The 24640-nt window shown below is 34.2% G+C and carries 24 protein-coding genes and 1 pseudogene; 16 read left to right on the top strand and 9 right to left on the bottom strand.

Going from position 1 to position 24640, the window contains the following annotated elements:
- The first annotated feature begins 353 nt into the window (after window positions 1-353).
- From HU823_RS19325 to HU823_RS19300, 6 genes are all read left to right on the top strand, one after another.
- On the top strand, window positions 354-1190 hold the full coding sequence (locus tag HU823_RS19325; RefSeq protein WP_197223096.1) for an ArdC family protein: 837 nt from the start codon (window positions 354-356) through the stop codon (window positions 1188-1190).
- Window positions 1191-1490: 300 nt separating this feature from the next.
- Complete coding sequence (locus HU823_RS19320; RefSeq protein ID WP_197223095.1) at window positions 1491-2012, top strand: hypothetical protein; 522 nt, start codon at window positions 1491-1493, stop codon at window positions 2010-2012.
- 837 nt (window positions 2013-2849) lie between these two features.
- Window positions 2850-3095, top strand: a complete 246-nt coding sequence (locus tag HU823_RS19315; RefSeq protein WP_197223094.1) for a hypothetical protein — start codon at window positions 2850-2852, stop codon at window positions 3093-3095.
- A 108-nt stretch (window positions 3096-3203) separates the two neighbouring features.
- Window positions 3204-3416 (top strand): hypothetical protein, encoded by a 213-nt coding sequence (locus HU823_RS19310; protein WP_197223093.1) that lies wholly within the window; start codon window positions 3204-3206, stop codon window positions 3414-3416.
- Complete coding sequence (locus HU823_RS19305) at window positions 3380-4081, top strand: hypothetical protein (protein ID WP_197223092.1); 702 nt, start codon at window positions 3380-3382, stop codon at window positions 4079-4081. The genes HU823_RS19310 and HU823_RS19305 overlap by 37 nt, the downstream gene beginning before the upstream one ends.
- A 100-nt stretch (window positions 4082-4181) precedes the next feature.
- The gene (locus tag HU823_RS19300; RefSeq protein WP_197223091.1) at window positions 4182-4808 is read left to right on the top strand and encodes a hypothetical protein; all 627 of its coding nucleotides are present in this window, start codon (window positions 4182-4184) and stop codon (window positions 4806-4808) included.
- Between the two features lie 968 nt (window positions 4809-5776).
- Here the strand turns inward: HU823_RS19300 and HU823_RS19295 are convergent.
- From HU823_RS19295 to HU823_RS19280, 4 genes are all read right to left on the bottom strand, one after another.
- On the bottom strand, window positions 5777-6049 hold the full coding sequence (locus tag HU823_RS19295) for a hypothetical protein (protein ID WP_231607568.1): 273 nt from the start codon (window positions 6047-6049) through the stop codon (window positions 5777-5779).
- A 173-nt stretch (window positions 6050-6222) separates the two neighbouring features.
- The gene (locus HU823_RS19290) at window positions 6223-6411 is read right to left on the bottom strand and encodes a hypothetical protein (protein ID WP_197223090.1); all 189 of its coding nucleotides are present in this window, start codon (window positions 6409-6411) and stop codon (window positions 6223-6225) included.
- Window positions 6412-6721: 310 nt separating this feature from the next.
- Window positions 6722-7564: a hypothetical protein gene (locus HU823_RS19285; protein WP_197223089.1), complete on the bottom strand. Its 843-nt coding sequence runs from the start codon at window positions 7562-7564 to the stop codon at window positions 6722-6724.
- Window positions 7565-7838: 274 nt separating this feature from the next.
- Window positions 7839-8021 carry a hypothetical protein gene (locus HU823_RS19280; RefSeq protein WP_197223088.1) on the bottom strand — a complete coding sequence of 61 codons (183 nt, stop codon included), beginning with the start codon at window positions 8019-8021 and terminating at the stop codon, window positions 7839-7841.
- 525 nt (window positions 8022-8546) lie between these two features.
- Between HU823_RS19280 and HU823_RS19275 the strand changes: the two genes are divergently transcribed.
- From HU823_RS19275 to HU823_RS22365, 6 genes and pseudogenes are all read left to right on the top strand, one after another.
- Entirely contained in the window at window positions 8547-8993 is a 447-nt protein-coding gene (locus HU823_RS19275; protein ID WP_197223087.1) for a hypothetical protein, read from the top strand.
- A 154-nt stretch (window positions 8994-9147) separates the two neighbouring features.
- Window positions 9148-9321, top strand: a complete 174-nt coding sequence (locus tag HU823_RS19270) for a DUF2187 family protein (protein ID WP_197223086.1) — start codon at window positions 9148-9150, stop codon at window positions 9319-9321.
- A gap of 715 nt (window positions 9322-10036) precedes the next feature.
- Complete coding sequence (locus HU823_RS22375) at window positions 10037-10285, top strand: spore germination protein (protein ID WP_197223085.1); 249 nt, start codon at window positions 10037-10039, stop codon at window positions 10283-10285.
- The gene (locus HU823_RS22370; protein ID WP_370630148.1) at window positions 10257-10484 is read left to right on the top strand and encodes a spore germination protein; all 228 of its coding nucleotides are present in this window, start codon (window positions 10257-10259) and stop codon (window positions 10482-10484) included. The genes HU823_RS22375 and HU823_RS22370 overlap by 29 nt, the downstream gene beginning before the upstream one ends.
- Window positions 10485-10836: 352 nt before the next feature.
- The gene (locus HU823_RS19250) at window positions 10837-12576 is read left to right on the top strand and encodes a mechanosensitive ion channel (protein ID WP_231607567.1); all 1740 of its coding nucleotides are present in this window, start codon (window positions 10837-10839) and stop codon (window positions 12574-12576) included.
- Window positions 12577-13113: 537 nt separating this feature from the next.
- Window positions 13114-13482, top strand: a pseudogene (locus HU823_RS22365) (MarR family winged helix-turn-helix transcriptional regulator); the annotation flags it as partial.
- A gap of 749 nt (window positions 13483-14231) precedes the next feature.
- On the opposite strand, the gene HU823_RS19240 reads toward HU823_RS22365, so the two are convergent.
- Both HU823_RS19240 and HU823_RS19235 read right to left on the bottom strand, forming a co-directional pair.
- A complete protein-coding gene (locus HU823_RS19240) occupies window positions 14232-14636 on the bottom strand; it encodes a MarR family winged helix-turn-helix transcriptional regulator (RefSeq protein ID WP_197223082.1) in 405 nt (134 codons plus the stop codon).
- 569 nt (window positions 14637-15205) lie between these two features.
- On the bottom strand, window positions 15206-15454 hold the full coding sequence (locus HU823_RS19235) for a YueH family protein (RefSeq protein WP_197223081.1): 249 nt from the start codon (window positions 15452-15454) through the stop codon (window positions 15206-15208).
- Window positions 15455-16031: 577 nt separating this feature from the next.
- On the opposite strand from HU823_RS19235, the gene HU823_RS19230 reads away from it, so the two are divergent.
- The 4 genes from HU823_RS19230 to HU823_RS19215 all read left to right on the top strand — a co-directional run bounded on the left by HU823_RS19230 (window position 16032) and on the right by HU823_RS19215 (window position 20239).
- Complete coding sequence (locus HU823_RS19230; RefSeq protein WP_370630144.1) at window positions 16032-17519, top strand: spore germination protein; 1488 nt, start codon at window positions 16032-16034, stop codon at window positions 17517-17519.
- Between the two features lie 13 nt (window positions 17520-17532).
- Window positions 17533-18627, top strand: coding sequence for a GerAB/ArcD/ProY family transporter (locus tag HU823_RS19225; protein WP_197223079.1), 1095 nt, complete (start codon window positions 17533-17535; stop codon window positions 18625-18627).
- On the top strand, window positions 18624-19736 hold the full coding sequence (locus tag HU823_RS19220) for a Ger(x)C family spore germination protein (protein WP_197223078.1): 1113 nt from the start codon (window positions 18624-18626) through the stop codon (window positions 19734-19736). The genes HU823_RS19225 and HU823_RS19220 overlap by 4 nt, the downstream gene beginning before the upstream one ends.
- 209 nt (window positions 19737-19945) lie before the next feature.
- On the top strand, window positions 19946-20239 hold the full coding sequence (locus HU823_RS19215; protein ID WP_197223077.1) for a hypothetical protein: 294 nt from the start codon (window positions 19946-19948) through the stop codon (window positions 20237-20239).
- Window positions 20240-20495: 256 nt separating this feature from the next.
- On the opposite strand, the gene HU823_RS19210 is transcribed toward HU823_RS19215, so the two are convergent.
- From HU823_RS19210 to HU823_RS19200, 3 genes are read right to left on the bottom strand one after another with little or no spacing between them, the layout of a single operon-like run.
- Complete coding sequence (locus HU823_RS19210) at window positions 20496-21608, bottom strand: GerAB/ArcD/ProY family transporter (RefSeq protein ID WP_197223076.1); 1113 nt, start codon at window positions 21606-21608, stop codon at window positions 20496-20498.
- Window positions 21609-21618: 10 nt separating this feature from the next.
- Window positions 21619-22812 (bottom strand): Ger(x)C family spore germination protein, encoded by a 1194-nt coding sequence (locus tag HU823_RS19205; RefSeq protein ID WP_197223075.1) that lies wholly within the window; start codon window positions 22810-22812, stop codon window positions 21619-21621.
- Window positions 22812-24326, bottom strand: coding sequence for a spore germination protein (locus HU823_RS19200; protein WP_197223074.1), 1515 nt, complete (start codon window positions 24324-24326; stop codon window positions 22812-22814). The genes HU823_RS19205 and HU823_RS19200 overlap by 1 nt, the downstream gene beginning before the upstream one ends.
- Between the last annotated feature and the right edge of the window lie 314 nt (window positions 24327-24640).

The raw sequence follows: 24640 nt of genomic DNA, 5'->3' as shown, positions 1-24640 counted from the left end.
CTTAAACGAATAAAACCTAACGTGGAAGCAGCCCTACGGCTGCTATTGAATAAGATTTTGCCCTTTGCCTTCCGAATCGTACAATCACACAATCCGAGCTAACCTTCCAACAGGTCGAGCCTCCTAGGCTTTGCCCTCAACCTGATGGAAGCTAAGTCCGATAGACAACAAGTCAAGGGGCACAAAACTTTTTTATTACACACGCTTCGCAACATAAAAAACTTTTCCGCTAAGAGCTCCCTTGACTCCTTCTCTATGCTCATTGTTCGTTTCTCCTGTCAAAGGGGCAAAATCCTTCCCTTTGGGGAAAGCTTTCGCTTCGGAAGGCAAAAATCAAAAGGAGGAAAAGCGAAATGAAAAAAAGCGTGTATGAAATCGTTACAGAGAAGGTCATGGAAGAGCTAGAAAAAGGAGTTGTCCCTTGGCGCAAGCCTTGGATAAACGGAGGTGCGGTGAATTGGAAAACGCAAAAGGCATATAGGGGGATCAATGTTTTTATTCTAGAATCCGGAGAGTATGCGACATATAAGCAAATTCAAGAAGCTGGTGGAAAGGTAAGAAAAGGCGAGAAATCGCACATCGTGGTCTTTTGGAAGTGGTTAGAGAAAGAAGATGACGAAAGTGGAAAAGTCGAAAAAATACCTTACCTTCGGTACTACCGAGTATTTGAGATCAATTCCCAGGTGGAGGGGTTGAAAAGTAAAAGAAAAGAAACGTCATTTGACCATGATCCAATTGAGAAAGCCGAAGAAATTTATCAAGGCTATCTCAACGCTCCCGTTTATACATTCTTTTCAGGAAAAGCCGTTTACTATCCAACGCTAGATAAAATTAATTGCCCGCCATTAAAGGACTTTCCGAAAGTCGAAGAATACTACAGTACCTTGTTTCATGAAATGGTGCACAGCACAGGGCATAAAAACCGGCTAGCTCGTTCAGGAGTGACCACTCAGAATGTAGCCTTTGGGGATGAAGTTTATTCCAAGGAAGAATTAGTGGCGGAAATGGGGGCCGCAATGCTTTGCGGTGTTGCTGGTATTGACAACAACACCATTAGTAATAGCGCCAGCTATATCCATTCATGGCTAAGGTCGTTGAAAGAAGACAGTCGTCTTGTGGTTCAAGCAGCTGCACAAGCCCAAAAAGCAGCGGATTACATTCTAGGAAAAGAAGAACCTGAAGGCGAGTAAAAAGCAGTAACCTATAACATCACAAGCACAAAGGATCGGTCATCTTCCTGTCAATCAAGGAAGATGACCTTATATAAAATAAATTCAAGTTACTGTTATTTAATTCCAGGTATGGCCAGTGGGAATTAAATTACGAAGAGAAAGTGAGGAGTATCCTAATAGATTGTTAAAATAATGCCTAAATGGTGTAATTTAGTTAGAACGTCCAGGAACAGGAAAATTTTAATGGCATAAGTCATAAGCGCCCGAGTCATAAATGGGTGCTTATCCGTTCAAAAGATTGAAGGGAGTAAAGTCGATATGAAAAATCAAAGTGTTGTTACTTGTCCTTATTGTGGTAGCGAACTGGTGCAGCAGCTGGGGGAATACTATTGTGATTTTTGTGTAATGAACGTTCCAGAGACGCTTGTGCAACGCAATCATGAAAGAATTTCAGTTCGTGTAAGAGATTTTGCGCTAGAAGTCCATCTTGAGAGGACAACGCCGGAATTAATGACGCTATCGACCTTCGAGTTGCTTAGTTTATTGAAATATGCACGAGCTGAAAGAACAGCGTTATATCGTTATCTGAACACCTTTTATAAGGCACGCAAGCAAGGTAATACGGATGAGTTTAAAGAGTCTGAAGAATATAGTGGAACGGAATACGAAAAGATTACACGTAAAATGTTTGTTCTGGAAAACATTATTCGTCAGCGGTTGGGGTATGTTCCGTATCGAATCACTGATGGATATTTGGCAAAATACGTAGACTATATGAAAAAGGATAAGCATAAACCAATGGTAATCCGCCAGCAGAGAAATGAAGAAATGAAAGCGTGATGTTATGGCCTTCAAAACGCAGGAGAAATTAGGTAGCGTATTCGTAAATACTCTTTGTGCTTGAGTATTGTATGTTACTGCATAACTCCGGTTGATCCCGGAGTTATTTGATTGCATTAATAGTGTTTAAATGGTCAAAAGCATGAGGTGTCCAACATGCAGTTTATTAAAATAAGAAACAAAGTCAACTTCATCAGTAACGGGTGAATGACAATAAAAAACGACCAGATTTTTCTGGTCATTCACTTTTAGCCTTCTTCCGCAATCGCACGCTTTAACGGAACAAGCCCGTAAGATTAAGAATTTATCCTGCTACGTTTGTTTAATAAAGATTTAGCGTGTCTTAATTTAGTCAAAAAGTGGCATGAACAACAAAAAAGACCAAAAAAGCATTCACTAAATAGCTTAGGGTTTAATTTTGTTGTATTATGCTTCGTTTTAGCAATCTTCGATCTGTTAAAACTTCAATTTGTAAAGGGAATGTCAACAGATAAAGATAGCTTCCAGTTGGTACACAAAAAAACCTCGTTTCCACACCGAGAGTTTTTCTTTTTTCCTAATTATATGTATACTTTATCTAATTATATAATAACGTATTTCCATTATTACCTAACGCCATACTCATGAAATATATCCCCTAGATGAAGTAATAACAAGTTCAGAAAAGTTCACTCAAATCTTGTTCTTTATTGGTTAAAAACGGATCTATCGCTTACCAATAAGAGAGTTGTAGGTTTTCAACCTAATACACTATTTGGTGTTTTTCCGCTAGGGAAAAATGAAGTTTCTTATCCATTAAAAAATGTTGCCAGCGTAGGTGTTTCAACAAAGTTCTATATGAAGCGTTTTGCAATTGGACTATTTCTATTATTTATTGGTTTAGGAATGCTGGAGCTATCTTTTTTTGGTGGACTTATATTATCAGTTTTAGGTGCATTGCCACTTCTAAACTCATTTACAAGCAATATGGTTATTACAAATAATGCAGGTCAGTGCGTTAATATTGAAATGTCCATCATTGAAAAGGATAAAGTCCAACAGTTTATAAATAAAGTAAATGTAGCGATTGCAGACGCAGCGTAGTATAAGGTTGCTAGTTAAGAGAGAGCCTAAAAGCTCTCTCTTTTTAAATGAAACTCTGTTTTTTATATACCAAATGATATCTGTTCAGGAGAAAGGGAGGGTATACATATGGCAGTAATATTGACCGTTAAAGAAAGGGATAGAATTCTAAGTTCCTTAGATGATGTTCAAGCAAACTTTCTACAGCTGCATCTCAAGAGAAGCAAGAAAACAGTCTTTGCTAATCATATGGCACGTAATAAAGGATTAGTGTTTCCTGAAGATGTACCGAGTGAAGAAATCGAATGTTACTTGATGAGTGGATCCTTGAGGATTATATAGACAATGGTTTTGTGAATCCTGAAACTCCTTGTGAATGCGGCAGACCACTAAGGTATCAATATATCGTTAAACATAAGGGGACTGGAACTGTGCGTAGGTTTGGTATTACCCATTTTGAAGAACATACCGGTATTCCACCTAATCTTATTAAAGTAATTGTTAATGGCTTTAATTTTATCGACTACGAATTGGATGAATTGCTCTATAAAATAGATACTGGTTGGCAGCTACAGAATGAACTACCTTTTATTCCTGAAGATCACCCTTTTCCAAAAGACATGCAGCTGCATGTGGATGCCAACGTTCCACTGCTTAATAGACAAGTAAAAAGGGTTAAAACTTGCTTATTTAGCTGCACTGGAGGAGAAACAACTACTAGAAGACAAATGGAAGTAGAGGTTCGATCAAAACAGCATAATAGAGGTGGTGAAGAACGGGTTCCTTGGCAAGAATTTTTTTTTGAGAACCAGGAACTACCTGCCATAGACATTGGCCACAAAGATTTTGTTATAGCTGGATATAAGGATGTAATAATGAAGTACTTGGATCAGGGGATTAGTAGTACTAGAGTGATATGTGAACTACTGATTAAGGAACACGGGGCATCTAGAGAGCGATACAGCACTAGTAAACAAAAATTTACCCTTCAGTATGTATGCACTTAGAATAGTTAGTAAAGCAAGGGAACATTGGTCTTATTCGAAGGCCGTTACTATGGAAAGGCTTCTACTCCAATAAAATGTTAAAGAGGAGGCATCAAGGTGTATGGTATCTCGGAAAAAGCAATTGCGTAAGAAGCAGTGGGAAGAAATTGATCTTACGAACTTTAAACTTTTACCATCAGCTAAACCGCCTTTTTTTCATGGTAGCACTGTAAGGAAAGCAACCCAATATCTTTGGAATAAGAAACTTCGTCCGACAGTGTTGGAACAGCAAGAAAATAAGTGCTGCATCTGTAATTGGATACCCAAGAATGCCAGTGAATTAAGGCGTCTACATTTGCATGAAATAGAGATCTATGATTTTGAAAATAAGGTATGCCATTTAATCGAGATCAAACTCATTTGTAGAGAATGTCACTCATTTCAACATATAGGAAGAACACAGTCCGTATTAAATAAAAAACAATGGGAAGACTTAATGCAGCATTTCATTAAAGTCAACAACTGCTCTCCAGACGTTGATTTTGATTTAGTATTGGCCAAATCCTTACAAAGTGAAGGGTATTTTGAAGCGCAACGGAAATTGACTTCTGGAATGACAATAGAAGAAAGAATGAAACTAGCAAAAGAGCCGGTTCGTTTCACCATTAATCCTGGTATTCCTCTTGCTGAAGAATTAAGAATGCACTTAATGAAACGAAAATTATTGTATGATGGCAGTTATCAATAACCAAAATATAAGAAAAAATTAAATACTTCCCAGTAGTATATACCTTGAAACTCTGTGTTGCTATTGCTATGATGTTATTAACCTGTCACTAAAAACAACTATTATTGTAACACTTGAACTATGGCGAATTGCATGGTGATAGGGAGAAGGAGGTCCGAAACCTTAGACCGTGGGAAGTTAAGGTGTCGGAACAACATGGCTTTTAGCGTTTTCTTACAAAATACATTATCACCTGTTTCTGAATTAGGAAAAAAGAAAAACCCTCGGTGTGGGAACCGGGGGTTTTTTGTGTTTAGAAATAGAATTTATTGGTTAGACTTGTAATAAACATCTAAGAAGAGGTGAGTGGGAAAGGGCTTTGATGGCCTACTTAAAGTCCGAGTGATGGGAACACAACCCTTATCACCTCATAAATATTAGGGTAAAGCTATGTGGGAATTGTTAGTTTTTGTTCATTAGCACTCTAAAAATAAATAAGCCAAGGTTCCCGATAGATACTGCCCAATCAAGACCTTTTCTTAGTTTATTTTCGTGAGTGGTAGTGAACTTTAGCGTTTTCTTTAAAAAGTCCATTACCATCTCCCTGTTTCTATATATTAGGAATTTGGATGGCCGACCTTGGACTCTATAATTATACCAGCAATTTCGGATAAGTTAACCATACTTATCCATCTTTTTATTTTCAGATACTATTTGTGAATGTAAATGTGAAAAGGAAGATTTATAGAATAATAAATAATAAAGGTTATTTAAAAAAATTGAAGAATGTAACATACGCTTATAAGAGATGAGAGCTGGGTTTCTTAATTATTTACATACAGTCAGGGGAATAAATTGTTAAAGATATTGAACGCGTTGTAGCTGTCTATGATTGGCAAGATCCCGTCAAAATAGATTTTCCTATTCTCTAGCTATTTTCTCTTGCCTATTCACACAGTGATAGCATTGACCTTCCCACAATGCCGTGCTCATGTCGCATTAGGACATACCGGCATGTAAATGTCATTATTTAGCATTTCAAGCGCAAGTGCTTTTAGTTGAGGATCACTTAATGAATTAATACCTTCAGCAACCGCCCTTTTTGCTGAACCTATCGCAGCATCATCAACTAAATTCTGAGCTTTTATGAGCTGGCTTAAATAGTCTTGAAGACCCCAGCTATACGGACTTACGCCTTCATTATCTGAATCGTCGCTTTTTAACCGTTGAATCAATGAATTTAACTCCTGGTCTGTAGCCATTTGAACAACTCCTCCAATTCCATTTTTTAAATGATAGTTTATACTACCCTATTTAGCAGCTGGTTAAATACAAAATATTTCGGGTATAGATTTTCACGTTTAGTGGAGGAAAAGAAAAAGCCCTACAATAGTAGAGCCTTTGAATAGATTTAAAATGATCATTGGTGAAGAGTTCAAGTTCTTTTAAGTATTTTGTTTGTTAAGAAAGTGTTTAATCCAATGACTAGGCCGATAAGTATAGCTCTAATTACACTATGTTCCATGTATAGAGCCAAGAGTACACAAAAGACAATAGAAATTAATCCTAAAGTAATTAAGTTTACTTTCTCTTTTGCTGCCATATTTCCTTTTTTCTCCTTCATCTACTAACATCCCTAAATAAAAAAAGCCAAATTTCAATTGAGAAAGTTGGCTTTTTTCACTCTATGCAGTCGTATTATCTATTTTTTAATTTTGAAGCTCCAATGCTGATCATACTATATTTTTCTTGAACAGATATTTATTCAAAAGAAATAGAACTAAACCGATAATAGAACCTGTTACTGAAGATCCTATGATAACCAGAAAAATTTCTAACATACTTACAGGACTCATTAATTGAGTAAATGAAAATAACATCAATAATAAACTGGGTATAACAAACCATAAAAATTTTTTCATGTCATCCTCCCACTAATTTATTGTTCGATGTCTTGTGATTTCTCCTTTTTCATTTGATCTTACATAAAGTTTAACGTATTTGTCTTGAATAGTTATACCTACATCCCCAATTTTATAACCCCACGAAACATTAGCTCTACAATAGACTTCTGCTAGTTTTGTACTTATGTCTGTCTTTCCTTTTCTATAATTGTCAACCTGCCAAATACTTACTGAGGCTCTTTTTATATAGCTAGAGTCATGCTCTGCAGTTACCTTTGAACCGTTATAATTAAACCAACCAGAAGTATAACCACTCCACAATTTTAATCCTACCCAACTTTTTGCTGTATAACTAGTACTAGCGTGTTTCTTCTTACTAGCAGCAGCTACTGAAACAAAACCTTCAGGCGTTGGACTAGTTTGTTCTACTCCTTCTACTGTATTTTGCACAAAAAATGTGTAGTCATCTGTAAATATGAGATCAGTGTTGTTGTTTATTGTATATGCCCTAAAGGCACCTTGTTCTATTTCTTCATCAATATAAGCTGGTACATCAAAAGGTTCATTAGGATTGGTATATTCCTTTGGGTCAACACCAGGCATTGGATCTGGACCAGGGTATTCTGTTTTGGGCATTGGCTTGACTGGATGTGTTATCAAAAAATTATCAATTTCGGTGTCAATTGAGGCATCAGCTGGTAGGGCTCTTAATGTGTTTACTAATTCAATTTCTAGCTCTTGAACTTCCTCAATAGTTGTATAATCTTCGACAGGTAAGGGATTACTTGCAGCATTAACTCCACTTGTGAAAAACAAAGAAAGTCCTAGTGCGCTTACGGTTAAAGCATTTAACAGTTTTTTAACCATACTCAAAAAATCCTCCCTTTAACAAAAAAGTATTTTTTTGTAAATTTTACATTTACTAGTTAATATTAATTACTAAAACTGTCATTTTGTGCGGTAATTTGCACTTATTTTTATGTGTTATTCTGCACATCCAACTTTAAAAACCCAGCTAGCTACCTTTATAAAAGATTAGCAGGGTTTCTTAATTATTTTTTAAAGGGCTATTGCGTTTTGCCGAGTAAAAAAGCAACGACTCACTGTTCAGCTCTCGCACCCGATAGTTGAAGATAAAAGCTAATTTTTAAATTTGAGGGTCAGATATTTTATTTTCGATAAAATATTTAGCTTGACGCTTGAACATCTCAATATATGATTCTTTATCCACACTTAAATCACCTAGTTTGATCTCCAAGTAACCAGATTCATAGATGTGAATGACTATGTAGATTTTACCTTTGTAAGAAACTTTATCCCCACTCTTCATCTTAAGTTTATCTCTCCTTTAAAAATTACACATGCAACAAATAATTTCAATTTCTTTTATAATTAATTTATCATTATGTTTAAAACTTTAAAATATAAAGAAATATTTGTATTAAAGTTCGTGATATTTAGGGCTATGATTATCGTTTTACCGGTATGACTATAATGAGAGCATATTGGTCTGTTTATGGTATATACGATTAATGGAATTCTGTTTAGGGTATAAAGTTTTTATAGTTATCTTAAATGATAATTTACAGATTTAAAATTTAATAGAGGTAACAAAACCGCTGAATACTTAGTAATAAAATTGGATAGACGCTTAATCTTATCTACTCCAACTATTCAGCAAAGGATTTATGAATGTATTGAATGTGAATGAACTTATTTTATTGACTTAGTTATAGTTATTTTTTATGAATATTGATTAATGATAGACAAGTCTTTTAATTAGAGGTCACTAGAATTTAGTGTAATGGGTATAGTAAGAATAACAATTGAAGGATATTTGGAGGAAATATTAAGTATGAATGAAGTGAGTAAAATAAAACGAAAACAACGTACAAACTTATATAAAGAAATGCTTCACTCTTACAAAAATGAGTTTGGTGAAATGAAATTTAGAGCAAGAAAAATTAATGACGACTGTATAGTCACATACGCAAATAGAAAGCTCTTAGAAGTTATGAACCTTGATGAGGATGATATAGTTGGAAGTTCAATTTCCGACAATAAACTGTCTTCAGAAGAAATGAAAAAGGCTTATGATATGGCATTTAAGGGAAATGAAGTTTTCTTCTATTTTTTTCCTCAATCAGCACCAGAGGTTTTTTTATTCGTTTTTTGTGAGCCATTCATTGAAGATGGATATGTAACAGAAGTTATAGGTCACTGTGCATCTTTGAAGAATCAAGAAGAAGGAATGATTGGTGAGTTGTTAAATCATTATAAACCATTCAAGATTATTAATTAATTTTATAATCTTCATTTGTTGAGAACTACTTATTGTTGCATGATATCCAAAAGAATAAAAACAAAGATAGAAGTATTCTATTCCTTTTATTGTTGTCCGAAGGGCTTTCTTAGATAAGAAGGTGAATTAAATAAGTTAGCTGGAGGGGGTCAAAATGATTAAAGCAAATATTGGTGATGTCATACTTTTTAATGAAAGAAAGGGGAAAGTTGTATCTGTATTACAGAATACAGTTGTTGTTGATACAACTAACTTCACTTCAATTAATAATAATGAAGAAGTTAAACTAGTTGTTAGACATAAGGATTATCGTATAATATCGAACTAAAGCTAATGCTTAATAATCCCACAATGTGGCAATATAGCTGTTACATCCTAATTAAAATAATGATTGTAATGATAAGAAAACGAAAGATATCTTCTTTCGTTTTTTATTTGTTTAATTTTATAATATCAATTCTGAATCAATTTTTTAATATATATGTACACCAGTTAGCTCTTTTTATTTATAAATTTTTCCATGAATAATAGCAGTCTGTCTCCATAAATGAGCATAAAAACGGCATATCCAAACATAAAAAGCATATTACTCCATAATTGGCTTCCCGTTTCATTTAAATGGGGTAAAAGACTCATTAATTTTAAACCACTAATAAACCCAATAAAAATAGATGAAACTATATTAATTTTTATGCTTAATTTTAATAAAAGAATAATGGTTATCCTCTCCTTGTACCATAACGTTAAACATACTTATTTATTATTAATTTCCATCCTAGAAAATTGTATTCAAATGTGGAACTCTTAAATATTAGTTACATTAATCATGAAAATATGTGGCAAACTTAGACAAAACAAACGGAGTTGCTGTTCGTTTCTTTAAAAAGGTGCAAATTAAACCCCAATTAGACGAAGATCCACTTAAAATAAATAAAGATCTTACAGTTACACTTAATCAAATAAAAGGCATCTATAAAATACCTTTAAATAGCGATGTGACTGTCCGAGAGTTTCACGTAGGAATTTAAAAGACACATTGTAGTTTGGTCTTTATTCGTACCATTATAGATCAAGCCAAACTTGAAGAGAATATTTTTGGTCCCCTACTTCAAATAAAGGATCAAGAATTACATGTTGCAGATATTATATATGCTTCTTCTCTACATACAGTTAATTCAATGAACGAAATAGTAGCGAGTATAAAGAACGGGAATGCTGTTCTATTAATAAATGGAGAAATTATTGCCTATTCAATAGAGATTAATCATTTTCAAGGTAGAAAGAACAGATAAGGCAGAAAATGAAGTGGTCATTAAGGGGCCAAAAGAAGCGTTCACCGAGAATATTAGTACCAACATTTCCTTAATAAGAAAAAGAATAAAAAATCAGAATTTAATTGTTGAGAGCAATAATACTTCAAAAGATCAAATAATGAAGTGTATATTCTCTATATTCACGATCTTGCTAATAAAGAGATGTTGCTCAAGATAAAGAAAAAGTTAGATTCTATGGATATTAAACTCCAATTAAAATTTATCTTTGTTAGAGCAGGAGATTGAAGACCGTCCAAATCGATGTTTCCTTAAGTTATACACAGGTGTTATGTTAACTATGATCTGGTTTACTATCCTTTTCTTAACGGTTATGAGATTTTCATAGAGTAGAGGATTCATGTTTGTTATAACCAAAACATTATCTTTCACTATCTTTCTTCATCATTCTAATCTAATTGTCCCTAAAAATTACATTTTTGGTTATGAAGTATCTAGTTTAGATAATTCAAGCATTGGGAAATTAGAGCCTATGTAGTCTTTTAAAGAACAAACTAAAAAGGAGGAAAACAATGTACAACTTCAATGGAGTAATAGATTCTTGGATGGTTTATTTAGGAAGATTGCCAGATTTAATTCTTGCTATTTTAGTTTTATTAATTGGTTGGCTGATTGCCTCATTGGTTGCAAAAGCAGTAAAAAAAGCATTACACAAAACAGATTTTGATAACAAAGTCGCAAGGTGGATGAAACCTGATATTCATGAAGACCAAATCGAACAAACCCGTACAAGCAAGTATTCTTCTGAAGAAGTAATTAGTAAAGTTGTTTTTTGGATTCTGATGGCAGTAGCCATTGTTATGTTTTTGAACATGCTAAGTCTTCCGTACGTCGCACAACCGATCTCAAATGCTTTAGGAGTGATTGCGGCAGCAATTCCTAACCTACTTAAAGCGGCTCTAATCGCGGCGGTGGCTTGGTTGATTGCCTCTGGTTTATCGATCCTAGTTAAAAAGTTAGGTCAGAACACAAGGTTTGAAAGGTTACTACACCGTTGGAAACTGACTCGTGATCCTCGTCAATCTGACAAAGCTGTTCTCTCTGCATCAAAGGCAGTATTCTACCTCACATTGTTATTGTTCCTGCCAGCTGTGTTATCTGCTTTAGGCATTGAAGCCATATCTGAACCATTGGAGGGTATGCTGACAGGCCTCTTCGCATTTTTACCGAAACTTCTAGGAGCAGCAATCATTCTTTTTGTAGGGTGGTTAGTGGCTAAGGTCGTTAAAGAGATTATCGTTAACTTCTTAGAAAGCATTGGTACAGACCGATTAGCTTCAAAACTTGGTGCGGATCGTGCACTAGAAAAGACATCTCTTTCTCAGATCATTGGAACAATCGTTTATGTATTTATCTTAATTCCAGTTGTTATTTCAGCTTTAGAAACGCTTGATATTAATGGGATTTCAGGTCCTGCCATCGGAATGTTAGGTCAGATCATGGACATGATTCCGAATATTATTGTTGCCATCCTTTTAGTAGCTGTTGGATTGTGGCTTGGCACATCGGTGAAACAAGCAGTTACATCATTATTAGAACGAGTTGGATTCAATGGCATCTTCTATAAGATGGGTCTTGGTTCACTTCATAAAACTAATCAGACGTTCACGATCTCAGAAATGATTGGATATGCGGCTCAAGTCGTAGTTGTGCTGCTGTTTACGATTGAAGCACTTCAGCTCGTTAAGCTAGAGAGCTTAGTAAACATACTATCCGTTGTAATTGCGTATATCCCGATGGTGTTAACAGCTGTGTTGATACTAGGAATCGGTTTTTATGCTGGAGACCTTGTGAAACGTGTTGTTCAAAGTATGATCAAACAACAAACAGAAGGAAAACTTCTTGGCAATATCGCAAAGTATACGATAATCACCCTAGCATTCTTTATGGCTCTTGATCAGCTTGGAGTAGCGAAAACAATCGTAAATGCTGCATTCATCCTCATATTAGGTGGATTTACGATTGCGTTTGGTCTAGCATTCGGATTGGGTGGCCGTGAAGCGGCTGGACGTACGCTGAATAAATGGAGCCGTAAGATGGAAGAGACGAAGATTCAAAATCCAGACCCGGCAGAATGGAAAGACAAGACGAGTTTAAAAGATTTCCGTACAGATTCTTCTAAACCGGAAAGCAATCTTATAGACGTAGATATTAATAAACCGCATACAATTGCAAAAGATCGTCAGTTTGATGATTTAAACACACCTAAAGATGAAAAAGACATCAATAATAAAACCAATCGGAAAGAGTAAATAAAACAAAAGAATGAAAAACGGCGACTCATGAAGGTAAAGCAACCTTTATGATTCGTTTTAATTAGAGAGGTAATTCTTCCGGGATATAGGTCCAATTTTTTTAAAGAAGTGAACCTTTTTTTAAAAATTGAATATTATATGAGTGCCAATACTTTGGCTAGTTCTTAAATCAAGAAGTTACTTAAAAAGTGCTTGAGATTATCCTCAAGTACTTTTTTCTGTTTGCAATATTAAAAACTATTGGACGAGTTCATACTGAGAAATTCTAGTTTATAGCCTCTCTTTAGTGTTTTATTCCTCGTTTAGTACGTTTTTATTTTGTTCTTATACTTCAGTTCTAATATATAGAATACATTTGAGCATAGGATATTTTCTTTTATGAAATTAGTTAAAAATAGTGGATAACCATGATTCTATTACTTAAATATTTGAGGTGAACAAAATTAATAAAATTATGTTAGATATAGACAAGGTAATTAAGTATCTTGATGGTTTTAAGCAGTTTATGATTGAAGGAAAAAACTTACATACCAGCAAACGCAAGTTTTAAGCATTATCGCCAAAAAAGAAAGGCAGTATATTGGTGAAGTTTCTAAGCTTTTAAACACTAATCCTGCTTCAACTTCAATAACAATTGAAAAGTTGACAATTAAACAACTTGTTACACGAACATATGATAGAAGAAAGGTGCATGTTAGCTTAACTGATTTCGGACGGCAAGAATATAATCGGTTAGAGGAAAAAAAGGTAATTATATTACAAGACTTACAGAGTTCGCTTACTGAAAAGGAGATAATGTTAATTAATTCGAAAGTTTTGGGACAAACACTTGAGTGTTTGATAAATTGGCTGGTTACATTTATATCTTCAGGAAACACTATTCCTTTATCACGTGCCATATGATTAGCAAAGACTGTTTTCTTGCTTCTCTTGAGATGCAGCTGTAGAAAGTTTGCTTGAACAGCATCTAAGGAATTAAGGATTCTATCCCTTTCTTTAACGGTCAATATTACTGCCATAGCATTTAGACAACGATTGGCTAGAACTCGCATTAGAGCTCATTACTTGTTATTTTAGGGAAGAGACTTATCTCGTTCAAAAGCCTTCTTATAGTCTCATCAAAGTTGGATCAGATTATCTGAATCAATCTGAGTTTACTCGGTACTTGACCGAACAGGGAGTCCGATATGACCGTCAAAAAATAAACTTGTATTATGAACGAGAAAAAGTACCGAAAGCCGATTTCTTATTAGGCAGTGGCACAAAATATTGGCATCTATCTATGGTACAAGCCTTTAGTGAACAGGAGAAGAAGCGAATGATACAAATTGGATAAATTTGAAAATATTCAACGACGTTTGATGAAAGCTTTCTGGACATGGGAGGATGTAGGTGTTGGTTATGAAGTGTGATAATTATAGTGGAAACAAGAGCCTCTATGGGGAACTTGGAAGAGACCAATAACCTTTTCTTCCCTTCTTACTAAAAGAATATGGTTATGAATCTGACGTTATATAAGCAATTCAGAACAGAAAGTATCCTTAATGATTAAGAGAGCAGCAATAAAATGATTGTTAACATATATGTCGTTGTATATGTTGATTTCAAAAACAATATGAACTTTAAAACACTTTAAACCCATGTTTTCAATGCTAACTTTTATTGATTCTATCCAACAGATCAACAAACGTGAATAATTCCTCTTTTGTTAAAGAGGTTTCTATCTGATTTATGATTTTTTTTTGTTTATTTTTTAAATCTCTCGCTAAAAACATTCCTTTTTCCGTGAGGTTAACAGTCACAATACGTCTGTCTACTTGATTGTGCGTTCTTTGGATAAGTTCTTTTTTTATAAGTTTCTCTGTTAGTGCAGAAATAGAAGGAGGCGAGACATCCATCTCATAAGCAATTTCACTTATGTTCATGTCCTTACGCTTTAAGAGGATTAATAAAAGATTAATTTGCCTAAAGCTATGGGGTTCTCCGTCTGTCATTCTTGTTTTTAAGTATTCTACTGTTTTGAATAATGTAAACAATTCCATTGTCTCTTTCTTCAAGATTCCTTCCTCCCCACATATATTATAACTTAGCTATAATATAAGGTATTATATATGATATTAAAAGAACCTCTAAAAATATAAAGATTCTACTGCTATTTTGCACAACAAAATCAATAATTGAATTAACATCTTATTTTAATGAGGTGTACATTTCTACTTTCCATTAATATATATTCAATGGGAAATTTAAGATTATATCAACATACCCTCGTCTTAATTTAGTGGGTGGAGAGAAGTCTCAAAATACCCTATTAAATGTTATATAAACTATAACACATAATTTGGTAAAATTTTTCGAATAATAAATTTCAAGTACATAAATTTATTACAAGGAATAGCACTTTTATCAGTGGCGCTATAACTTATGTATTTGCACATTAGGAGCATTCTTTCGAAAAAGTTACATGATGATTGAACATAAAAATTGACACAAAAAAAACCACCCTTAAAATCAGGGCGGCCTGTTGAGTAAATAGAGATTACTTAGGATAATTTATTATATGTAAATCATACAGAAGTGTGACTTATAATTTTTAAGGTAAAATATTTTAAATTTCTTATAATTATCATGCGTACTTTTTTACAAGCTCAAGAATAGAGCTAGCTAGTTTATCCGTATCCCCTTCAAATAAATGATAATTTAATGAGTTCTTTAGATGTTCGGTCTGAGTTGATATCTTATCAATTTCTTTAAACTCTGCAGACCAATGAATATCTGGAATCGATACAATGAAGCGCCGATCCCTTGTTCTATGCAAATATACCTCTGCTTTTTTATCACCAACCAAGTTAATCTCTTCTAGAGAAAGTATCAAAATATTCACCCTTTCACATTTGGTTAATTGTAAAAATGTATGTTGTGACATTAAATCGTAAAATAAAACGAAAAAAGTGAGAAGTCAATGAGTTGAATGAATATTAAAAAAATGGTTCGGGAAAGCTATGTATCTTTATTATAATCTTCTTTTTTTAATTATATAAGTAAAAAAGTAGTATACTGACCCTACACATAAGCAGGATATTGCCAACCATGGATAACCCCAAAAGTGAAACAGAATAGAGAATACGATTGTCATTAAACTGAACCAAATCATTCTTCCTCTGTTTCTCATTTCTTTTACATCTTCGGACATCATAGTTACCCTCCCCTTTCTATCATCTATGTTGATTAGCTTCACTAACAAATATAACTAATTATACTTTCCCTTTAACCCTTTTCATTTAAACGTGCTTATTAAATAAGTCCATTGTAGTAAAGATATAATATTTCACGTACCGTAGTGAGTATTTAATAGTTTAACAAAATATGTACATTACGAAACTGTATAAAAAAATAAATGATTGGTATAAATCAACACTTTCGCGTTGAAACTAGTTGATGGGGGTGTGAATGTGGATAGGCGTCGGAATGATAATATACTTCATAAAAATAGTGATCTTGTTGATCAAGTACCGAGTAGTTCATCACAATTAGTCGATTACCTTCAACAGAAGTTTCACCATACATCTGATCTTCAAATAGTATCCTTTTCAAATCTTACACTCTTTTTTATCGGCAACCAAATTGATCAAAATGAGTTTAACTTGAATGTAATTGGAAGATTAGATGGTAACATAACTTATACAATGGAAAGTTTAAATAATGCGATATCAGTCGGAGATATAAATACGTCCAATGACATGGAGCAAGGTGTACTATCAGTGTTAAAAGGTTCTGTGGGGATATTTATTGAGGAATTACAAGAAATCGTCTTAATTAAAATTCCAGCAAATAACCACCGTTCACTCAGTAAACCAGAGAATGAATCTCAAGTAATTGGTTCACAAGTGGGATTTAATGAAAGTCTATCAACTAACGTATCATTAATTAGAAGGGCACTTGCGACACCTGATTTAAAGAATGAACTTTATACCATTGGCAAAAGGACTCATACAGAGGTTTCTATTTTATACATAGATGGACTTGCATCAGACGATCAAATATCAAGGATAAGAAAAAAGTTATCATCAATAGACATAGACGGATTACTAGATAGTGCGGAATTAAATCAATTGATTAACGATAACTCTTTATCCATTTTCCCTCAAATGTTATTAACGGAGAGACCGGATCGAGTCTGCCATGGATTGTTAAATGGAAAAATTGCTGTATTAGTAGACGGAAGTCCAATGGCTATACTATCCCCCTTGTCTTTTATAGAGTTTTTTGAGAGTAAGGAAGATTACAACGTTCGTTGGCCAATAGCGAGTTTTATTCGATTGTTACGGATTACAGCAATGTTTTTATCGGTCTTTTTCACCGCGCTCTATGTTGCAGCACTTACGTTTCATTATGAGGTCATTCCTCAAGCCTTACTCGTTCCGTTAGGAGAATCAAGATCGAGAGTGCCTTTTCCACCTCTATTTGAAGCAATTCTTCTTGAATTCATCATTGAACTTTTAAGAGAAGCCGGTGCAAGATTACCCACAAAAGTAGGACAAACGATGGGTATTGTGGGTGGGATAGTAATCGGTACGGCAGCTGTTCAGGCGGGTTTCACAAGTAATATTCTAATCATTATTGTGGCTTTAGGTGCCTTAGCATCTTTTACAACACCAAGTTACACAATGGGTAGTCTAATTCGGGTCATTCGTTTTCCTCTATTATTCTTAGCTGGCTTTTGGGGCTTTTATGGTATCATGTTTGGTTTTTGTGTCATCTTGATTCATTTGTTACGACTTTCTACTCTAGGTAGTCCTTATATGGCTCCTTTCTATCCTCCTCGGTTTTCGGATTGGGTAGACAGTATAGTAAGGCTTCCACTTCGTCTAACAAATAAAAGGTCCCAATTAACGAGACCGCAGGATCAACAAAAATACAATCCAGATGAATCAAATTAAAGGTGGTTTGAAGATGGACGTTCAACAAAATATTAAACCTAACCAGTTGGTTAATGCTTTTCTTGTTTTTTTTGTTGTTCATTCCACTCAAATTGGGGTTGGTTTACAAGGGTTCCAACGAATTATCTATAAAGATGCTCATCAAGATGCATGGATATCTGTTCTTATTGCTGGTTTAGCTACCAATATACTCGTATTTATCATAATAAAGACGTTAGAGTTGTATGGATCAGCTGATATTTACGGTATACATCACGATGTATTTGGTGTTTTACTTGGCAAACTATTTAATGCTGTTTATATTTTTTATGCCCTAATGAGTTTTTTTGTCGTCTTACGCAATTACATTGAAGTCATACAAGCTTGGATCTTTCCAGAGTTGTCTCTTTGGTTCTTATCATTGTCCATTTTGTTACTTGTTATTTATGGTCTTACTTCAGGTATTCGAAGTATGGTAGGTATAGCATTTTTTAGTGTAACACTATCCCTTTGGTTGCTAATATTTTTAATCTATCCACTTCAATTTGCTAGATGGGATCAGATGTTACCTATACTTGAAAATGACATCCTGAGTTTGTTAAAAGGTGCTTATAATATGACATTTACGATGTTAGGATTTGAGATTTTATATGTGATCTATCCTTATTTGAAAGAAAAGAATAAGGTGCAGAAGTTTGCTCAGTTCGGACTGATTTTTTCAACACTCATATACTTGGCTTTGATGATTGTTGCTATCCTCTACTTTAGTGGCATGCAACTTGAGAGAACCATTTGGGCAACGCTATCTTTGTTTAAAATCGTGAGGCTTCCCTTTATTGAGAGGTTTGAGTATGTTGCCATCACGTATTGGATGTTAATTATACTACCTAATCTCATCTTTTATATGTGGTCCGCGTGTAGAGGTATTAAACGCATGTTCAACATAGAAGAAACAAAGAGTGTTTGGTTTTTCTCTGCCATTGTTTTCATAGCCATACAATTTATTGTATCGAGAACAGAAGTTAACATGCTTAACGACTATTTTGCCAAGTCTGCTTTTTATGTAGTAGCCTGTTATCCATTTGTTCTTTATGGTGCTGCTTGGCTAAAGAAGAGGTTGGGTTCATGAAGAAACCAAAAAGTCTTTTGATTATTATAGCTATTGTTTCTTTTACTTTTACGGGTTGTGCAGAACGAAAAGTACTTGAAGACATCGGTCTTATTACAACTGTAGGATATGATCCTCTTGGAAAGAAAAAAATGAGGTCTACAATGGTCGTGATGGAGATTAATCCAGAAGCTACACAAAAAATTAATGTAATTTCTAGTGTTGCCTTATCTAGTAAAGGCGGAAGGATCGATGGGAATTTAAAAGCATCAAAGGTACTTCAGTCTGGTCAGCTTAGAGTAGCTTTATATAATGAAAAATTAGCCAAAAGAGGCATTAAACCTTTTGTAGACACTCTCGCTAGAGATCCTTCTATAAGTGATCTTACTTACTTAGGGATTGTGGAGGGTTCAACTAAGGAGCTTTTAAAACATCAATATAAAAACATACCCGACATCGGCCAACATCTTTTCAATCAGATCGAACAGTTAACAGATAAAGAACAATTATCCAACGCTACACTTCAGGGTGTGCAACAAAACTATTTCTCAGAGGGCATTGATCCCATTTTACCTTTAATCATCAGGGATGGGGAATATGTTCGTGTATCAGGGAATGCAATCATGAGAAATGATAAGATGGTGGGAAAGTTAACAGCCATGGAAAGTTTTTTTGTTAAGCTGATAAGAGATGATTACCATGCAGGGAGTGTAGAACTAACTTTTGACCTAAATGATACTAATGGTAAAAAACATACGGTAACAACGGTTATTGATACCATTAACAGTTCGAAAGAAATTGAGCTTAGTAGAAAAAACGACCCGAGTTTTAATTTAGATTTAAAGATAAAGGGAAGGTTATTAGAGGTGCAAGGAGCAATCGATCTTATGAATCCAAAGAATGTTAGCTTATTAGAGAAAGCAATAGGTGACAAAATAAAGAGAGAAGCCATAGAAGTTATTACTTATTGTAAGAAAAGGAACTCAGATGTTTTTGGTTTTGGTGAAGTGTATAGAAGTTCGGTTCGACACGCGAATTTAACAAAAAGTCAATGGCATCAAAAATACAAAGATATTACCTATGATTTACAAGTTAATTTTTCCTTAGTAAGGACAGGCATTACAGAGTAGTTTTCATTTTCTTCTATATTTTATAGCCGGTCTCTATCATTAATGTGTAAATTGTTTTCTACTTTAGCTAAAGTGTATTTTTTTCGGTGCACATAATTACGTAATAGAAAACAGTTTAATTAAAATATATTAGGGGGATAATATGTTACAAAGATTTTAAAAATGTTATGTGACGAGGAATTCCCAAATATATAGAGGAGAGATACGTTTTGAACACTAGTAACCAAAAAAATGTATTACAAAGGAATGTTAAAGTAAAAGATTTAGTTATACTAGGTGTTGCTACAGCGGTTGCTGTATTTCTATCGAATAAACAAAATCGCATCAAAACAAAGGGAAAGATGAGAGACATGAGACGGGCGATAACCACTCCTTCTATTGAAAAAAACCATTTACCTATTAATAAAGCTGGAAATCCTGATCCTCTTGATGTCGAAGATAATAAAATGGTGGACGAAGGATCTATGTATTCCGTCAACTATTACAATAAAAAAAAACAATAGAAGATGGTTTCTTGGTGAGGATGTGGTTCATCCTCACCTTTATTATTATTACACCTTATAGTATGTTTGCTTCGAATGAATCTGCTTACACACCTCTTATTGTCATGCAACATTTAATTTTTTATAAATAAGTCAAAAGGCTTTCTATTTTAAGTAGTAATGCGCTGCAGCAAATGCATAGGGATCCCTCCGGTTTATCTTGCAGTAAAGATGTAGTAGAAAAATGGAATAGTAGAAAAGATATTTAGGATAACGGTTAAGTTCTTGAGATATAATTTTTTAAACTATTTCGCCTTAAAAAGGATAAACATAAAAGAATGGTAGGAATTACTATTTGTAAGGGTATGTGCAAATAATAAGGAACGACTTCTAGGCCTTGTTGTATATGTTCGGTATAACTTGAAGCCATTGCAATAGATATAACAAAAATTAAAGAGCCGATTGGAATACTGAATTTAGTCATATCTTTTATCTTAAAAAGATCGCTTAATCCTAACACGGCACAAAAAAAGAAAATGGTCATTTTAAAGAAACCTAATAAAACCATTAATATGATGATAAAGATATCTAGTCTTGTTATAAAGTCTGCAATATTAATTAAAGAAACTGATGTTAGGAAGGGGAATTGAGATCGAATAAAAATACTTTCTCCTAATATGGATACATGCAAAGCCAGAGTAAAACTTAAGTATAGTCCACTACATATTATAGCAATGAATCCGATTTTACCTGCTGACTCTCTTTTTGAAAGATAAGGTAAGAGCATAGTAAAGGCAATCATCTCACCAAAAGGAAAGGTAACGATGGTTGGGAACACCTCATTAAGGATTCTTTCCCAACCATTACCGGCGATTGGTAGAAGGTTATCTAGTACAATTAGTTTACTTATTACCTTCGCTATAAAAAGAGTTGCTAATGAAATAGCAATTAATATTAAACTGATTTCAGCAATTCGCCCTAATGATCGTAATCCCTGGAAAATCGCATACATGGAACAAATAACGATAGGTAATGCAATAAAATATAATGGTGCATTGGAGTATTCTGATACGATTAATAAGTCACTAAAATCCCGTAAATTTCGTCCGGCGATATAAATAAAATATATTATATAAATAAAAGAGATTAATCTTCCTATTCTTTTACCCACTAATAAGTTTACATATTGTGTTAGCATCATTCCTTGGAACTTTTTAAATAACGATAAATAAACCGTAAATAAAAAAAGCCCACCGATTAAACCCATTAACATACTAATCCAAGCATCTTTTCCTGCGTTCTTCCCTACTTCTAGAAGTAAGGCAGTTCCTAACTCAAAAAGAACTATTAATGAAAACATCTGGAATGAACCAATCTTATCAACTTTCATATAAGCCCTCCTAATCGTGTGTTATCTGAGCAGTGTCTGAACGCATACCTGAACTCATGATGTTTAACTTTACGTTCACTTCAACTTCTGCTTCTCGCAGTAATATACGCCAATCTTTTTTGTATCTTTTCCATTCGTTCGGATTATCTTTATAAAGCTCATAACCCGAAGAAAAAACATCGACTTTCTTTTTCGTTGCAGTATTAAACATATCAATAAATTCTTTCTCTAAAATCTCTGATGCCATTCTTTTGGTTTGATTTATATAGTCTTTGGTTAATTTGGTATCACACATTACTTCATCTAAATCCCCTTTACCTTTTATTGAAAAAGTAATATGTGGTATTCCATTCTTCATCGTTACATCTTGTTTAGTTTTCATATCAAACAATGCAATAGAAATATAATTCTTTTTATCATTGATGCACTTAATGCTAAGGTTTGTAAGTTGAAGTTTATTCTTGGCTAACGTTAATGCCCGTGTTTTTCTTGCTTCAACCCAATGAACCATCTTATCGCCTCGAAATAGCGCTACCCCACTAATATTGGGTACCAATGGTTGAGGTTTTTCGAAATCTTTAACATCGTAATCTTTTTTAGGAACATGAATTCCGCTTATGAATACATCACTTCCTGGATTACTTATCGTTTGAATAACTTCATTGACACTGATCTTCATATTCTCACCCAGCAACTCCGTAGTATTTTCTAATTTTTCGAGATCGGCTATACTTGGCATCTTTTGTAAAGGGGATAAGGCTCCTAAAACATGGTTCGCAGAACTTTTGTGAGCTATTAAAATGGGTGTTCCTAATCGTGCCTTTGCATCTCGTTCAAATACATCTAACACTTTTAGTAAATTATCTTTTGCTGCTTCTTCACTGATTATTAATAAGCCGATATGTCCGTAATAACTTTGTCTTGATATTTGTTTTGATGTATTTCTGGCTGCTTCTGATATGGTGTGACCCTCGCCAACATAATTGATAATAGGGAGACTCTGTCCTCCCGCAGGATTAGACGGAGATGGTATCTCATTTGGATGAACAACCTGGAAAGTAACCCTATATGTAGCTTCATCTTTTTTATCAATTCCAATGCCAATAACAAAAGCGAGGTTATTCATCTCTTTGTATCCAAAACAGCCACTCAATATGAGTGTACTAGTGAGAATAATCATGATTTGGTATATATGTTTTCTCATTAAGACTCACCCTTAGAAAATCTTTTCCTGTTTGTTCTTTTTGCTGTGACTGGTCTTTTTTTCATAAACTGAAAAGGCATCCTTAAAAAGGTATCTTCTTGTTCTCTAACAATCAACGGTGCAAGGGGAGTGAGGTATGGTACACCAAAGGAGTGAAGCTTGCTTAAATGTAGCCCCATGATCAATAGTCCAACGATGATACCGTAAAGTCCGTATACACCAGCTAGAAAAATGAATATAAAGCGGAGCAGTCGCGAAGTAATAGCAATATTATAGGTAGGAAGTGTTAGACTAGAGATCGCTGTTGTTGATACAACAATAATGGTAGCAGCCGATACAATTCCTGCTTGAACAGCAGCCTGTCCAAGAATTAAGGCGCCAACTATGGATGCTGCAGACCCAATACCTCGCGGCATTCTAATACCAGCTTCTCTCAAGAATTCAAAGGCAATTTCCATTATTAGAACTTCTACAATTGTAGGGAAGGGGACATTTTCCCTTTGTCCGGCAATACTAAATGCTAAAAAGGTAGGAATCATACCTTGGTGATGAACAGTTAGTGAAATATAAACAGCAGGAGCCAATAAAGAGACAAAAAAAGCCGCAATACGAAGAATGCGTAAAAAAGAGCCAATATCAAATCGTTGGTAATAATCCTCAGGGGATTGAAAAAACTGCATGAGGGTGACAGGTATAATCAGTGCAAATGGTGTACCACTAACAAATACAGAAACTCTACCCTCCAAAAGATTTCCACATACAACATCTGGCCGTTCCGTATTCATCACGGTAGGGAAAGGAGAGTAAGGGTGATCTTGAATAAATGACTCTATATAGCCTGACTCTAAAATTCCATCGATTTTAAATGCTTGCAATCTTTTTGTCAATTCTTGTACGATGCGCTCTTCAGCTATTCCTTCAATATATACAATACTCACATCAGTCTTAGTTACATCGCCTATAACTAAGGTGTTTATTCTTAATTGACTGTTTTTTATTCGATTTCGAATGAGAGATAGATTTGTTATAAGGTTTTCATTAAAACTGTCTTTAGGTCCACGTATTACTGTTTCTGTTGAAGATTCAGTAATAGCACGAGACTCCTCCTTTTTTGTACCTGCAATTAATACTTTATGAAAAGATTCAATAATAATAGCCGTATTACCGTTTAAGACCTCAGCGCATAATTCTCCCCAACTGCTAATTCGTTTTACCTCATTAAGATTAACCAACGTGTTCTCTATGTCACTAACTGCCAACGATTTTTTAGAAACACTTTCCAAACTGGAAAATGTGCTAGTTTCAGATAGGGGCTTAATAATAAATTGACTTATACTGTTCTCATCTGTAATTCCTTTAAGACTGACAACCAATATTTCAATATCTTGTACTTTAAAATTTCTAATATTGAGATCACTGGGATTTCCGAATTGTTCTTTAAGTTTCAATATGACTGTAATTACGTCATCTGTATTAATTTGCTCATCCATCAATTTTTTATATAAATCACTCATATTTACCTCTAAGCACTGTTAAGTATATTTGGTAAGGATAATTATTTGTAAAAAATTAAAGTAATATACATCTTGAAAGCTGTAGATACGTTTAATTACACCTATAAACCTTATAGATGTAAACAATTATTAAAGGCGGTATTTTATAGAAAGATTATCTTCAAAAAAACGAAATGAGAAATATAAGGGTTCTTTCTTAGGCGTAGCAGAGATAACGGAATAAATTAGGTTTACTTTACAGGATATGAATTCTCTATGATGCTAATAAACTTATGTAATTCTTGCTGGGGTAACTGAATTTGGTATGTATATAA

Source organism: Fictibacillus sp. 18YEL24 (assembly GCF_015903855.1).
Taxonomy (GTDB): Bacteria; Bacillota; Bacilli; order Bacillales; family Fictibacillaceae; genus Fictibacillus; species Fictibacillus phosphorivorans_C.
This window is presented reverse-complemented; position numbering and strand designations above follow the sequence as displayed.

Coding starts and splice junctions, on each gene's coding strand:
- HU823_RS19325 (WP_197223096.1), top strand. CDS start 354: ATGAAAAAAAGCGTGTATGAAATCGTTACAGAGAAGGTCATGGAAGAG.
- HU823_RS19320 (WP_197223095.1), top strand. CDS start 1,491: ATGAAAAATCAAAGTGTTGTTACTTGTCCTTATTGTGGTAGCGAACTG.
- HU823_RS19315 (WP_197223094.1), top strand. CDS start 2,850: ATGAAGCGTTTTGCAATTGGACTATTTCTATTATTTATTGGTTTAGGA.
- HU823_RS19310 (WP_197223093.1), top strand. CDS start 3,204: ATGGCAGTAATATTGACCGTTAAAGAAAGGGATAGAATTCTAAGTTCC.
- HU823_RS19305 (WP_197223092.1), top strand. CDS start 3,380: ATGTTACTTGATGAGTGGATCCTTGAGGATTATATAGACAATGGTTTT.
- HU823_RS19300 (WP_197223091.1), top strand. CDS start 4,182: ATGGTATCTCGGAAAAAGCAATTGCGTAAGAAGCAGTGGGAAGAAATT.
- HU823_RS19295 (WP_231607568.1), bottom strand. CDS start 6,049: ATGGCTACAGACCAGGAGTTAAATTCATTGATTCAACGGTTAAAAAGC.
- HU823_RS19290 (WP_197223090.1), bottom strand. CDS start 6,411: ATGAAGGAGAAAAAAGGAAATATGGCAGCAAAAGAGAAAGTAAACTTA.
- HU823_RS19280 (WP_197223088.1), bottom strand. CDS start 8,021: ATGAAGAGTGGGGATAAAGTTTCTTACAAAGGTAAAATCTACATAGTC.
- HU823_RS19275 (WP_197223087.1), top strand. CDS start 8,547: ATGAATGAAGTGAGTAAAATAAAACGAAAACAACGTACAAACTTATAT.
- HU823_RS19270 (WP_197223086.1), top strand. CDS start 9,148: ATGATTAAAGCAAATATTGGTGATGTCATACTTTTTAATGAAAGAAAG.
- HU823_RS19250 (WP_231607567.1), top strand. CDS start 10,837: ATGTACAACTTCAATGGAGTAATAGATTCTTGGATGGTTTATTTAGGA.
- HU823_RS19225 (WP_197223079.1), top strand. CDS start 17,533: ATGGACGTTCAACAAAATATTAAACCTAACCAGTTGGTTAATGCTTTT.
- HU823_RS19220 (WP_197223078.1), top strand. CDS start 18,624: ATGAAGAAACCAAAAAGTCTTTTGATTATTATAGCTATTGTTTCTTTT.
- HU823_RS19210 (WP_197223076.1), bottom strand. CDS start 21,608: ATGAAAGTTGATAAGATTGGTTCATTCCAGATGTTTTCATTAATAGTT.
- HU823_RS19205 (WP_197223075.1), bottom strand. CDS start 22,812: ATGAGAAAACATATATACCAAATCATGATTATTCTCACTAGTACACTC.
- HU823_RS19200 (WP_197223074.1), bottom strand. CDS start 24,326: ATGAGTGATTTATATAAAAAATTGATGGATGAGCAAATTAATACAGAT.